This window comes from Gordonia malaquae NBRC 108250 (genome assembly GCF_000344135.1).
GTDB lineage: Bacteria > Actinomycetota > Actinomycetes > Mycobacteriales > Mycobacteriaceae > Gordonia > Gordonia malaquae.
This window is the reverse complement of record NZ_BAOP01000003.1, coordinates 194,676-207,439: the sequence shown is the minus strand read 5'-3', so window position 1 is coordinate 207,439 and position 12,764 is coordinate 194,676. Positions and strand designations below refer to the sequence as shown.

Below are 12,764 nucleotides of genomic sequence, written 5' to 3'. Positions count from 1 at the left end.
CGTGAGCATTTCGACTGATCCTCTCCGCACGTCCGACGTCGTCCTCGGGATTCCCGTCTCCGACATGGCGGCATCGTCCGACGCGTATCGAATACTGCTCGGCGAGCCGTTCGACGCGGGAGTCTGGACATTCGGAAACGGCCGCGTGGAGTTGCTGCCCGGAGATGCCGAGGCGGCCGTCGACTTCGCTGTCGCGGATCTGCACGAGAGTGTCAGACTGCTCGGCCGACGTGGACTCGCCGCGGTTCTTCGCGACGAGACGTCGTACGAACTCGAAGGCGTGGAGCCGGTGGGGATCACCGTCCGCAACGGTCGCGGCGACGGCCCGCGTGTGGACCACGTCGTGATGTATCACCACGATGTGGACGCCGCGGTTGCGCTCTACGCGGGCAGGCTCGGGATGGACTTGCGGCTGGACCGTCAGATCGCCGAAGGCGTCGCCCAGCTGTTCTTCCGGACCTCGTCGGTGATCGTCGAAGTCGTGGCGGGACCGTCGATGGCCGACCGCGACCGATTCGGGGGAGTCGCATGGCTCGTCGACGACATCGACGCCGAACAACACCGCCTCGTCGACGCCGGACTCGACGTCAGTGAAGTCCGGATCGGGCGCAAACCGGGCACCCGCGTCTGCACACTTCGCGATCGCGCGTTCGGGACGCCGACCCTGCTGATCGAACAGACGCCCAAGCCATGACTCCGATGTTCCCGTTGGGCTCGGTGCTGCTGCCGGGAGAGACTCTGCCGTTACGCATCTTCGAGCCGCGCTACGCGGCGATGTTCGACGACCTGCTCGCAGGTGACCGCACATTCGGCGTCGTGCTGATCGAGCGGGGGTCGGAGGTCGGAGGCGGCGACGAGCGGGGAACCGTGGGGACCCTCGCACGCGTTGACACTTGGGCTCAAACGGGCCCGGGACGCTATTCGCTGAACTGCGCGGGTATCGAGCGAATCGTCGTCGACGAGTGGCTGCCGGACGACCCGTATCCGCGCGCGGCGACCCGACGGCTCCCGGACGAGACCGGCGGTGAACCCGACTGGGATTCACTGACGGGTGGCCGTGCGCAACTCCAGTTGTTGTGCGGTCAGGGCGGCCGCCTCGATCCACAACTGCGGTGGATCGCCTCTCAACTCGCCGAACCCGTCGACTACAGCGGACCCGACCGTGAAGAGGCGTCGTGGCGTGCGGCGTCCGACCTTCCGCTCGGAGCGGCCGACCGTCATCGGGCGTTGTCCGCGCCGGATCCGGCGGCACGCGTCGACGTGTTGATCTCGGCGGTCGACGACCTGATCGCCGCGCTCCGATTCCGACTGCAACCATGATCGGTGGTGCCCGTATGAGCCTTGCGCGTCTCGACGCGACCGATCGACTGGCGGGCGTGGACCTCGCACGCGGTCTCGCCGTCATCGGCATGTTCGCCGTCCACCTGACGACGTTGCCGGACCTCGAATGGAGTTCGCCGTCGACGTGGGCAGGGGCGGCGACGGGGCGGTCGTCGATCCTCTTCGCCATGCTGGCCGGTGTGTCGATCACCCTGGTCGGTGATCCGTCTCGTGACCGCGGTGCCGGGTCGGCCGGCCCGAACAGAATGCTGGCCGCCCGCGCGGCGATCATCTGGGCCGCCGGTGTCCTGCTTCTGTTCCTCGGGTTGCCGGTCGAGGTGATCCTGCCCGCATACGGTGTGCTCTTTCTGATCGGCATCGGACTCCAACATCTTCGGACGTCCCTCCTGTGGGCCACGGCCGTCGGGCTCGGTGTGGTCGCGCCGTTCCTGCTCACCGCGATCGACGCTGTGCCGTGGCCGGCCGACGGCGACACGGCAATCGCCGGAGGCCGTCTGATCGGTTGGTACTTCCCCTTTGTGTTGTGGGCGGGCTTCCTGGCGGCGGGCATGGCCGCAGGTCGAGCGCTCACTCGCCGCCGGACCGGCGACGCAGCGCTGCTCGTCGGGGTCGGCGCACTGTTCGTGCTGCTCGGCGACGGTGTCGTCGGGGGGATCGCCGCCGACCACGGCATCGCCGAGATGAGCTCGGCACCGCACTCGTCGGGCGTCGGCGAAGCACTCGGATCGGGAGGTTTCGCTCTGGTCGTCATCGGCCTGTGCACACTCGTGGTGGCGACACCGCTGCGCGCCGCGAGCCTCCCGCTCCGCGCCGTCGGCTCGATGCCGCTGACGGCGTACACCGCACACCTCCTGATCTGGTGGGTCTGGATCGCGATCCGACCGGTGGACGACATCACCGAGTTCCGGGCGCTGCACCCGTTCTGGCCGATCACCGTCGGCGTGATCATCGGGTGCACGGCGTGGGCGGCGACCATCGGTCGTGGACCTCTGGAGAGCCTGGTGTTCAAGCTCTCGCTCGTGGTGGCGCGTCCGCTCGTGCCTACGACACGACCGGCAGATCGGGACTAGTCTCGACGGCGTGAGCAACCTCGACGCAGAACCTGGCGAGATCGACTGTTCCGGCCGTCCGACCACCGGAGTGGACGTCGTGACACCGCGAAAGGTTCCCCTCGGCGGGATCCGCGCCATGATCGTCAATCGAACGCTGCCGACCCGTGACCGCTCGATGATCGGCGCCTGGTGTTTCGCGGACCACTACGGACCGGATCCGGTGTCCGACAGCGGCGGTATGCGCGTCTACCCGCATCCGCACACCGGACTGCAGACCGTCAGCTGGCTCTTCGAGGGCGAGATCGAACACCGCGACAGCGCCGGAGTCCACGCGATGGTGCTACCCGGCGAGATCAACCTCATGTCGGCGGGCCACGGGATCAGTCACTCGGAGATGTCGACCGACGCGACAACGGTCCTGCACGGTGTTCAGCTCTGGGTGGCCCTGCCCGACGCAGTTCGCGACGATCCGCACGGTTTCCAGCATCACGCGCCGGAGTCGGCGCCTCTCGGCGACGCCGGGAGCGTGCGGGTCTTCATCGGCGAGCTCGTCGGGACGTCGTCGCCGATCGTCACCGCGACGCCGCTGCTCGGCGCGGAGATCCTACTCGAGCCGCACACCGAGGTCGTGCTGCCGGTCCGGTCCGACTTCGAACACGGGTTTCTCCTCGACACTGAGCAGTTGGTGGTCGACGATGTCGACCTCGCCCACGGTGACCTCGCCTACGTCGGTCCAGGAGTGTCCACGATCCGGCTGGCGAACCCGTCGGACACCGTCGCCCGGGTGATCCTCCTCGGTGGCACTCCGTTCGGCGAGGACATCATCATGTGGTGGAACTTCGTCGGCCGGACCCACGAAGAGATCGTCGAGTACCGCGAGGAATGGGAGAGCGCCGCAACGCGTTTCGGCACAGTGGACGGGTGGACGCCGGATGACCGGATTCCCGCGCCACCACTCCCGACTAGTCGGCTCAAGCCGAGGAAGAGGTAATCGGAATGACTGACAGCACCGAGCAGATCACCGTCGCTCGCAACGACGCCCAGGGGCGCTACGACATCAGCGTGGACGGTGAACTCGCAGGCTTCACCGAGTTCGTCGACCGGGGCGAGCAGCGGATCTTTCCGCACACCGAACTGGACGAGAAGTTTTCCGGTCGCGGCCTGAGCTCGATTCTGGTTCGTGACGCCCTCGCAGACACACGAGCCGCCGGACTGCGTGTGGTGCCGGTGTGCCCGCTCGTTGCGCGATACGTCTCCAAGCACGACGAACTCTCCGACATCGTCGACCGCCCGACGCCGGAGATCCTCGAGTTCCTCCGCAGTCGCTGAGCGCTTTCTGTCGGGGAGGGCACGCTTCGACACGACGCCTCGGCTATCGCCTCGGAGTCGGCTCAACGAGCAGGGGAATGTGCGGCGACCGCCGAACCTACGGCCGCGGGTGGACGTTGTAGCGGCTCATGATGGAAACGCGGTTGAAGGCGTTGATCGCGACTGCAGCCCAGGTGACAGCTGAGATCTGGGCTGCGTCGAGGATGTCGGCTGCGCGCTCGTACGCGCAGTCGGCGTCGTCGACGGACGGCAGTTCGGTCGTCGATTCGGCCAGTTCGAGTGCTGCTCGCTGTTGGTCGGTGTACAGCGCAGGAGCTTCACGCCACGCCGGCAGCACGGCGATCTGTTGTTCGGTGACCCCTGCGGCCACAGCGTCGGCGTGGTGCAGGCTCAGGCAGAACGCACAACCGTTGATCTGCGAGCACCGCAGATTGACGAGTTCGACGACGGTCCGGTCCAGGCCGGCGTCGGCTGCGGCCTGTTTGGCGGCGGCAGACACCGCCACCAGTTGTTTGTAGATGGCCGGGGTCTGTTTATCGATGGACACGCGCGGAGTCGGCATGACACAACGTATACATGAGCACCGAACCTCAGCAGCTGCACAGGCTCACCCGCAAGACCGATCGGGGCGGTGATCGTGCGCTCCTCGACGAGGTGCTCGACGAGGCCATGGTGGGCATGTTGTCGACCGTCGTCGACGGCTGGCCCTGGTCCGTGCCGCTGCTGTTCGCTCGAATCGGCGACGACGTGATCGTCCACGGATCGACCGGAGCCGGGATGCTCCGACACGTCGCCGCGGGCGCGGCAGTCACCCTCACCGCGTTTGTGGTCGACGGTCTTGTCGTCTCCGACACCCTCTTCGACCATTCGGCGAACTATCGTGCCGTCGTCGTTCGCGGTGTGCTCCAGCCGGTGGACGATCCGGCGACGGCGCTGACCGCGCTCAGCGATCGGATCGTTCCCGGCCGCTCGGCGGAGACCACTGCGATCCTGCCGAAAGAGTTGGCCGCCACGATCGCCCTCAGGTTGCCGGTCGAAGACGGCAAATGGATCGCGAACGCGCGCACCGGTGGTCCGGGTGTCGAGACCGACGACTGGACGGGTGTGATTCCGATGCGGACGGTCTACGACTCGCCGATCACGTACACCGGTCGCGACGCGGACGTGCCTGCGTCGGTCAGTCAGTTGGCGCGATAGCGGAACACCTTGGTCCCCACGAAGCACGGGCTCGGGTTGATCATCGCAACGCTGAGAATCCGCCGCGAGACGTCGTAATCGATGCCCTCGGATTCGTAACTTCCACGACAGACGCTCCGCTTGGGGATGGTGAACTCCGGTTCCACGGTGCCGTCGACCGACGCCGCCCCGACGGGAGCGGACAGGTGGACGGAGACGACGCGGTTCACGGGTTCGTCCACGGCGCACAGCAGACGGTCGTCGGTCATGAAGTCGCAGCTCTGCACGTTGGTCAGCGGGGTGTCGAGCCGGATCTCGCTGAGGATCGGCATTGTCGAGCCTGCAGGCCGACCCTTGGGGTTGGCGAACACGATGAATCGCTGCTCGGTGAACCACTCGCCGCTCACCAGGTACGCGCCGGTCGGGTCGACGGTGACGAACGAGTTGTTCGCCATCTCGCCGGGCTCGAGCGGGTGGTAGTACTTGGTCATCACTCCGTGCGGGCTGGTGATCGTGTACAGCTTGCGGCTCGCACGGAGGTTCTCGTAGTCGTCGTAGGTGTATCCGGCGTGGATGTCCTGGTCGCCGATGTGCTGCCAGCCTGCCTGCCATAGGTCGGGCCGGATCGACAGGGTGCCCCTCGGATGCAGCAGCCCGATCCGGTCGGTTGCGAGCCCCTCGTTGTACAGAAGGGTGAAGTGGTCGCTCACCGACTTGCTGCGCCAGGTGTCCGCGTGCGCGGGAGCAGACGACAACGCCGCCGCTGCCAGACCTCCGACGATGAGAGCGATGGAGAATCTGTACAAGCGGCGGCGTCTGTTCACGCCTAGGACGCTAGTCGGTCGAGGCCGTGTCCGGAGTCTTCTCGACCGCAGTCGTCTCGGATCGGCCGAGATCGGCGAGCATCGACGCGACGTCGATGCCCGTCGTGCTGCGAATGACTTCCAGCGTGCTGGCAACACCCGCGCCTGCGCTGCGGGTCAGCGGGCTCACCGAATCGCCGACCAGTGTGATGTTCGAGTCGGCGAGCGGCTCTGCTGCGGCACGGACGATGTCGGGGAGCTTGTTCATGACGAGCTCCAACTGGCCGACCTTGTCGAGCTTGCCGAGTGCGTCGGCACGCTTCTCCAGAGCTTCGGCTTCGGCCTCACCGGTGATCCGAATGCCTGCGGCTTTCGCTTCGGCTTCCGCGGTGATCTCGGCCTTGCGTGCCTCCGCCCGCTGCTGTGCGGCGTACAGCTCGGCCTCTGCCGGGCGTCGCACCTCGGCGTCGAGCTGAGTGTCGCGCAGACGAGCGGCCTGCTCGGCGACCTCGTTGTCCTTCTCCACCTGGATGCGACGACGCTCCGCCTCGACGAGCGGACGCACGGCGTCGGCCTCGGCCGCAGCGCGGTCGGTCGCCTGACGGGCGGCTTCACGTTGGATGTCCAGCTCACGCTGCTGCTCGATGATCGCCTGCTCGTTGGCGATACGGCTCTGCTCAGCGACACGATGCGCCTCGGCGCGCGACTGGGCGGCGATCGCCGACTGATCGGACCGCTCCTTGGCGGCGAGATCGCTGAAGTACTGGCCGTCCGAGTCCTGGACGTCGTTGATCGAGAAGCTGTCGAGCACCAGACCCTGGTTGCCGAGGATCTCTTTGATCGACTGCGCGACTTGATCGACGAGCTGCTGGCGGTCGACGAGAATGCTCTTGGCCGTCATGGTGCCGACGATCGAACGCAGTTCACCCGACAGCTGCTCGGTGACGAGAGCGTTGACGCGATTGAGGTCGTCGCCGAAGCGGGGACCGGCCTTGAGGATGTCCTCGGGCGTGTCGCCGACCTTCACGACGGCCACACCACGCACCTTCAGTTCGATGCCGTCGTTGGCTGGCGTCGACGTGTCGAGGTCGGCCTTGATCGAGGACAGTTGGACGCGGGTCGCACGCTGAACCACGGGCAGCACGAATGTGCCGGTGCCGCGGTACACCTTGCCCTGATGCCCCTTGCCGGTACCGGTGACGATGAACGCCTCCTCGGCGCCCGGCACGCGGTACCGGGACAGAAGGAGCAGAACGACGAGCACGAGCAGTACCACCACGGCTGCGACAGCCCAGATGACAGTGGTCATGGGTGTATCAATTCCCTTCTGGATGAACGTCGCCGAAGGTTATCGGCGACACGGTGAAGATCTCTCGACCGTCGGCCTTCTCGAGGACGACGGCCTGGGCATTGTGGGGGAGCGGATCGTCGGATCGGACGGTGATCTGCCGCGATCCGAGAGGCGTCGCCACTTCGGCGGTGCCGAGACGGCCGTCCGACACGGGTTCGACGATCCGGACCGTCGAACCGATCAGGTCGAACGAGGGGAGTTCCTCCTCGGAGCCGACGAGGTAACCGAGGATCACGATCGCGACGACGCTGAGCGCCACTCCGGTGCCGATTCCGGCTGCGAGCGCCACGAGAGTGGAGGTGTCGCTGAACGTCATCAGGCCGCCTGCGAGGAGCCCGAATCCGGTGAGGAACGGCGTTGCGACCGACAGGAGCCCCGCTCCAGAGTCTCCGACGTGCACGTCGAACTGGGCGAACTCGAACCCGATCAGCGAGAGCAATGTGAGCACCAAGCCGACGAGACCTATTGCGAGTAAGACGATTCCGAGCACGGCACCCCAATCCGCTACGTGTTTCGTGTGCCTTCATTCTCGCACATCGGACGTTCGGCACCGTCTGCCCGAACGACTCGGTTGACATCGGCAACCGTGCCATTGACAAGTGGCACGGTGGGTGGTGTCATCGAGAAATGGTTGAACACACCGTGCCCGCTCCGCGGGTTCCCGCAACGGCGGCGACTCGAACCCGACTGAACGCGTTGATCACTCGAGTCGGCGTCGGCTCCGTGACCGGATGCATCGGTACGAGCAGAGCCGGTGTCGCCGTGTCCCGGGGTCTGATCGCCGGGCTCATGGGCGCCGCCGGCCGGATGCCGCGGGGCGCGTCCGTGGTTCAGGTCCGCGATGGCGACGTGGTGGGAGAGTGGGTGTATGGACCGGGCGTCGACCGGCGCAGTGAGTCCGCAGTCCTCTACCTGCACGGCAGCGCCTACATGATGTGCTCGCCCGGCACGCACCGAAGCTTCGTCGCGCGACTCTCCGGAGTGGTCGGCCTGCCGTGCTTCGTCCCCGACTACCGGCTCGCGCCCGAACATCGGTTCCCGGCTGCGGCCGACGACGTCGACGCCGCGTGGCAGTGGATGCTCGACCGCGGATACGAACCGCAGAACCTGATCGTTGCGGGCGATTCCGCGGGCGGGCATCTGACGGGAGCGTTTGTGCTCAACCGTGCGGCGGACGGTGAACCGGGTCCTGCTGCCGCGGTCCTGCTCTCACCGGTCGTCGACCTGACGTTCGGACTGTCCGCCCAACAGGAGCGCCGTCGCCGCGACCCGATGATCACTGCCGCCGCGGCCCGCCGCCTCGTCGACCTGTACACACGAGACGCCGATCTGACCGACCGCAGACTCGAACTCGACTACCGGGCCGCAGCAGACGCTCCGCCGATGCTCGTGCAGGCGGGTGGCGCAGAGATGCTCTCCGCCGACTCCCGCCACTTCGTGGCCCAGGTCAACGCACGCGGAGGTCAGGCTCAATTGGAGGTCTGGCCTGGCCAGATGCACGTCTTCCAGGCTTTGCCACGTCTGACGCCCGACGCCGACGCCGCCCTGCTCCGGATCCGCGACTTCGTCGTCGCCGCACTCAGCGCGCCAAACGCCACACCTGCCACCACCACCGAAGGAGTCGCCTGATGTTCGGCATCGACTCAGTGCTGTCCACTTTCGTCCGCAACAGACGCAGCCACAACGCGAAAGCTGTCGTCACCGGCGCGGGAAGTGGAATCGGCCGTGCATTCGCGCTCGAACTCGCCAACCGCGGTGGCCACGTGGTGTGTGCGGACATCGACGGTTCACGCGCGGACGACACAGTCCGTGAGATCACTCGGAGCGGCGGCCGTGCCGTCGCCGCAGTGTGTGACGTGGCGATCCGCGACGACGTGACGAAACTCGCCGACCTCGCGGTCCGGGAGTTCGACGGGCCGCCGACGCTTGTCATCAATAATGCCGGCGTCGGCATCGGAGGCAAGGCAGTCGGCGCGATCGGCATGGACGACTGGAATTGGGCCCTCGGCATCAACCTGTGGGGCGTCATCCACGGGTGCGAGACGTTCGCGCCGATGCTCCGCACCACCGGCCACGGCGGAATCATCAACGTCGCGTCGGCCGCCGGATTCGCCGCGGCGCCTGCCATGGGGCCGTACAACGTGGGCAAGGCTGGAGTCATGTCCCTGTCGGAGACCCTCTCCGCCGAGATGAGCGGCAGCGGTGTCAACGTGACGGTCCTGTGCCCGACGTTCGTGAAGACCAACGTCGCCCGCGACGGCCGGATCACCGAAGCCGGGCAGGGCCTGGCCGGGCGCCTCATGGAACTCACCGGCATGTCGCCGGCCGGCGTCGCGGCATCGACCCTCGACGCGAACGACCTCGGACGCCTCTATGTCGTCCCGCAGTTCGACGCCAACGTCATCTGGCACCTGAAACGTCATACTCCCAGCGTCTACACCTGGGGCGCAGGTCTTCTGGGACGGGTCGCGCCCCTGGAGACCGACGCCGCCGAACCCGCCGACCACCGATAAGACTAAGGACACATCATGGCCATGGACCTCGATCGCATGCTTGCGATGATCAAGAACCGTCAGTGGGCGCTCGCCGACATCGACTGGGACGCGCCGGGCGCGGAACTCATCGAGCCGGAACTCCACGCCAAGCTCAAGCCGTTCCTCTCCGACCTCATGTGGATCGAGAACGTCGGCGCCCGCGGATTCGCGGCGATGGCGAAGAAGGCCCCGACCCCGACTTTGAAGTCGATCTACGAGCACTTCCACGCCGAGGAGCAGAAGCACGCGAACGCGGAGCTCGCCCTGATGCGTCGGTGGGGAATGCTCGAGAACGACGAGATCCCGTCGCCGAACGTCAATGTGCAGCTCATCATCAACTGGCTGGACAAGTACTCGGACGGAATGTCGCTGTCGTTCCTCGGCACCGTGATTCCGATGCTGGAGGTGGCGCTCGACGGTGCGCTCATCAAGTTCATCACCGATGAGGTCAAGGATCCGGTGGCCCAGGAGGTGTTCCGTCACATCAACTCGGACGAGTCCCGTCACCTCGCCGTCGACTACGAGGTAATGGAGATCCTCGGCCACGCCGATCTTCGCAAGCGCACCGCCGACTTCGTCGGCGGTTGGGTCAAGCCGTCGCTCATGGTCGGCTTCCTCAGCTACATGCCGCTGCTGAACAAGATGCGCGACAACATCGTGGCGATGGGCGTCGACGAGGAGAAGCTCTACGGTGCGATGCGGAAATACCGTGCCGTCGGCGAGCGTTCCGAGTACGTCCGCCGGCTCCCGATGTTCCAGGTCGTCGCCATGCACGGCAGCTGGGTGATCGACCGGAAGAACGTTCCGTACCACCTCGTCGCCGACTCGCTGGTCAAGGTGACGTCGTACATCCCGTTCGACCTCGTGCACCGCACACCGTCGTGGTCGCAGGAACTCACCTACGAGCCGGCCGCCTGAGGACTACAGACACATGACCATTGCAGTTGCAGTAATCGGCGCCGGGTTCGCGGGCATCGGCGCCACCATCCGCCTCAAGCAGAAGGGCATCGACGACGTCGTCGTCTTCGAGCGGGGTGACCGTGTCGGGGGCACCTGGCGGGACAACACGTACCCGGGCGCCGCATGCGACATCCCATCACGGCTGTACTCGTACAGCTTTGCGCAGAATCCCGAGTGGTCGCACACGTATTCGGGCAGTGCGGAGATCCTCGACTACATCGACTCGATGGTCGCCGACTTCGACGTCGCGCGGCACATCAAGTTCGGTCACGAGGTGACCGGGCTCGAATACAACGAGAAGACCGGCGAGTGGACGATCCGGTTCGCGGGACGTCGTCGTGCGGTTCGAGCGCGTTCGGTGATCATGGCCGCCGGTCCGCTCGCGAATCCGTCACTGCCGGACATCAAGGGTCTGGACGACTACGAAGGGCACGTCGTGCACAGCGCACGATGGGATCACGACTACGATTTCGCGGGCAAGAAGGTCGCGGTGGTCGGGACCGGCGCCAGTGCCGTCCAGATCGTGCCCCACCTCGTGAAGCAGGCCGGCTCGGTCAAGGTGTTCCAACGCACCGCGGGCTGGGTTCTTCCGCGCGTCGACGTCGAGACCGGCGAGTTCGCCAAGTCGATCTACCGTCACGTTCCCGGCGCTCAGAGCCTCGCACGGTCGGCCTGGTACTGGGGACACGAGTCGATGGCTCTCGGTCTGGTCTGGGACAGTCCGATCACCCGCGTCGTCGAAGCGGTCAGCCGTCTCAACCTGCGCCTGACAGTCAAGGATCCGTGGCTGCGTCGTCAGCTGACACCCGACTTCTCGGCCGGCTGCAAACGACTGCTGATGACAAGCGACTACTACCCGGCACTGCAGAAGGACAACTGCAAGCTCGTGACCTGGCCGATCGCCCGGATCGCACCCAAGGGTATCCGCACCGTCGAGGGCATCGAGCATCAGTTCGACTGCATCGTCTTCGCAACCGGGTTCGAGGTCGGAAAGCAGGGCACACCGTTCCCCGTCACGGGCATCGGAGGGCGAGTCCTCGCCGACGAGTGGTCGGGCGGTGCTTACGCGTACCGCAGCGTCGCCGTGTCGGGCTACCCCAACCTGTACGTGACGTTCGGACCGAACTCCGGCCCCGGACACAACTCCGCGCTGGTCTACATGGAGGCGCAGATCGACTATCTCACCGAGTCGATCGGTCTGGTCGAGGCGAACGGGTGGAAGGCACTCGACGTTCGCGCCGACGTGCAGGCGGAGTACAACGAGGACATCCAACGTCGGCTTCGATCGACGACGTGGAACTCGGGCTGCCAGAGCTGGTATCTCACCGACGACGGCTTCAACGCGACGATGTTCCCCGGCTTCGCGACCCAGTACGCGAATCAACTCCGTGAAGTCGACCTGCAGGACTACCGAATCCTGGTGCACACCGACGCGGCGGCTGTCGCGACTCCGGTGATGTCCGGGTAGGTTCGTGCGATGACCGAGTACCGGATCGACGACCTCGCGCGGGCATCCGGCACCACCACGCGCAACATTCGCGGTTACCAGGAGCGTGGGCTGCTGCCCGCGCCCCTGCGCCGGGGGCGTGTGGCGATCTACACCGAGCGCCATCTTGCGAATCTGCGGGCCATCAATCGGTTGTTGGGCAACGGCTTCACGCTCAAGCACATCGGGACGTTTCTCACCAACCCCCGTGCAATGGTCGCCGAGGCGCTCGATCTGCCGGATCTGCTGGATCTCCGGTGGGCGCAACGGCGGCCCGACGAGATCACGCATGACGAGTTGGAACGCGTGCTCGGCCCGGTCGACGCCGAGACTCTCGACGCACTCGTCGACGCGCGGATCGTCACACGCGTCGACGGGTCGTCGCGGGTCCGTGCCGTCGATGACCACATCCTGAAGAACCTCGGGCGACTCGTCGAGCGCGGGATGGAACTGCGCACCCTGATCGGAGTTCACCGCGAGTTCACCGATCGTCTCGCCGACGCCGTTCGAGTGCTGATGTCGGGCGCGCGCGACGAGATCGTTCGGCGGGAGGGCGTCGGCTGGCTGCCCACTACGTCCGACGAGGTGGAGTGGGTGACGGATCTCCTCGCGACCATGCGTTCCTCGGCGACGGCGAACGCCTACGCCGCCCTCGATCGAGCTCTCGACGATGCGCGCGAACAGGAGATCAAGGAATACCTCGCGGAGGCCTTGCTTGGTGATTGAGCCGTT

Annotated in this window: 15 protein-coding genes; 11 read left to right on the top strand and 4 right to left on the bottom strand. The window is 66.2% G+C overall.

Going from position 1 to position 12,764, the window contains the following annotated elements; genetic code table 11:
• Position 1: 1 nt before the first annotated feature.
• The 5 genes from GM1_RS02970 to GM1_RS02950 are packed head-to-tail and all read left to right on the top strand — an operon-like array spanning position 2 to position 3,722.
• Positions 2–694 carry a VOC family protein gene (locus GM1_RS02970; RefSeq protein WP_008376498.1) on the top strand — a complete coding sequence of 231 codons (693 nt, stop codon included), beginning with the start codon at positions 2–4 and terminating at the stop codon, positions 692–694.
• The gene (locus GM1_RS02965; RefSeq protein ID WP_008376496.1) at positions 691–1,320 is read left to right on the top strand and encodes an LON peptidase substrate-binding domain-containing protein; all 630 of its coding nucleotides are present in this window, start codon (positions 691–693) and stop codon (positions 1,318–1,320) included. Before GM1_RS02970 ends, GM1_RS02965 begins: the two co-directional genes overlap by 4 nt.
• Before the next feature lie 14 nt (positions 1,321–1,334).
• Positions 1,335–2,411 carry a heparan-alpha-glucosaminide N-acetyltransferase domain-containing protein gene (locus GM1_RS02960; protein WP_008376494.1) on the top strand — a complete coding sequence of 359 codons (1,077 nt, stop codon included), beginning with the start codon at positions 1,335–1,337 and terminating at the stop codon, positions 2,409–2,411.
• 10 nt (positions 2,412–2,421) lie between these two features.
• Entirely contained in the window at positions 2,422–3,384 is a 963-nt protein-coding gene (locus GM1_RS02955) for a pirin family protein (protein ID WP_008376491.1), read from the top strand.
• Positions 3,385–3,389: 5 nt separating this feature from the next.
• Positions 3,390–3,722 (top strand): GNAT family N-acetyltransferase, encoded by a 333-nt coding sequence (locus GM1_RS02950; protein ID WP_008376490.1) that lies wholly within the window; start codon positions 3,390–3,392, stop codon positions 3,720–3,722.
• Between the two features lie 97 nt (positions 3,723–3,819).
• Here GM1_RS02950 and GM1_RS02945 read toward each other — a convergent pair whose 3' ends face one another.
• Complete coding sequence (locus GM1_RS02945; protein ID WP_008376488.1) at positions 3,820–4,284, bottom strand: carboxymuconolactone decarboxylase family protein; 465 nt, start codon at positions 4,282–4,284, stop codon at positions 3,820–3,822.
• 14 nt (positions 4,285–4,298) lie between these two features.
• Between GM1_RS02945 and GM1_RS02940 the strand changes: the two genes are divergently transcribed.
• Positions 4,299–4,919 carry a pyridoxamine 5'-phosphate oxidase family protein gene (locus GM1_RS02940; protein ID WP_008376487.1) on the top strand — a complete coding sequence of 207 codons (621 nt, stop codon included), beginning with the start codon at positions 4,299–4,301 and terminating at the stop codon, positions 4,917–4,919.
• Here GM1_RS02940 and GM1_RS02935 read toward each other — a convergent pair.
• The 3 genes from GM1_RS02935 to GM1_RS02925 are packed head-to-tail and all read right to left on the bottom strand — an operon-like array spanning position 4,904 to position 7,500.
• Positions 4,904–5,722 (bottom strand): hypothetical protein, encoded by an 819-nt coding sequence (locus GM1_RS02935; RefSeq protein ID WP_052005280.1) that lies wholly within the window; start codon positions 5,720–5,722, stop codon positions 4,904–4,906. The genes GM1_RS02940 and GM1_RS02935 overlap by 16 nt on opposite strands.
• Positions 5,723–5,732: 10 nt before the next feature.
• Positions 5,733–7,010: a flotillin family protein gene (locus GM1_RS02930; RefSeq protein WP_008376483.1), complete on the bottom strand. Its 1,278-nt coding sequence runs from the start codon at positions 7,008–7,010 to the stop codon at positions 5,733–5,735.
• A 7-nt stretch (positions 7,011–7,017) separates the two neighbouring features.
• Complete coding sequence (locus GM1_RS02925) at positions 7,018–7,500, bottom strand: hypothetical protein (RefSeq protein WP_223291376.1); 483 nt, start codon at positions 7,498–7,500, stop codon at positions 7,018–7,020.
• A gap of 179 nt (positions 7,501–7,679) precedes the next feature.
• On the opposite strand from GM1_RS02925, the gene GM1_RS02920 reads away from it, so the two are divergent.
• From GM1_RS02920 to GM1_RS02900, 5 genes are read left to right on the top strand one after another with little or no spacing between them, the layout of a single operon-like run.
• Positions 7,680–8,681 (top strand): alpha/beta hydrolase fold domain-containing protein, encoded by a 1,002-nt coding sequence (locus tag GM1_RS02920; RefSeq protein ID WP_008376480.1) that lies wholly within the window; start codon positions 7,680–7,682, stop codon positions 8,679–8,681.
• Positions 8,681–9,565 (top strand): SDR family NAD(P)-dependent oxidoreductase, encoded by an 885-nt coding sequence (locus tag GM1_RS02915; RefSeq protein ID WP_008376478.1) that lies wholly within the window; start codon positions 8,681–8,683, stop codon positions 9,563–9,565. The genes GM1_RS02920 and GM1_RS02915 overlap by 1 nt, the downstream gene beginning before the upstream one ends.
• A gap of 15 nt (positions 9,566–9,580) precedes the next feature.
• Positions 9,581–10,504: a ferritin family protein gene (locus tag GM1_RS02910; protein ID WP_008376476.1), complete on the top strand. Its 924-nt coding sequence runs from the start codon at positions 9,581–9,583 to the stop codon at positions 10,502–10,504.
• A 13-nt stretch (positions 10,505–10,517) separates the two neighbouring features.
• Positions 10,518–12,014, top strand: coding sequence for a flavin-containing monooxygenase (locus GM1_RS02905; protein WP_008376474.1), 1,497 nt, complete (start codon positions 10,518–10,520; stop codon positions 12,012–12,014).
• Between the two features lie 9 nt (positions 12,015–12,023).
• On the top strand, positions 12,024–12,758 hold the full coding sequence (locus GM1_RS02900) for a MerR family transcriptional regulator (protein ID WP_008376472.1): 735 nt from the start codon (positions 12,024–12,026) through the stop codon (positions 12,756–12,758).
• Positions 12,759–12,764 lie beyond the last annotated feature (6 nt).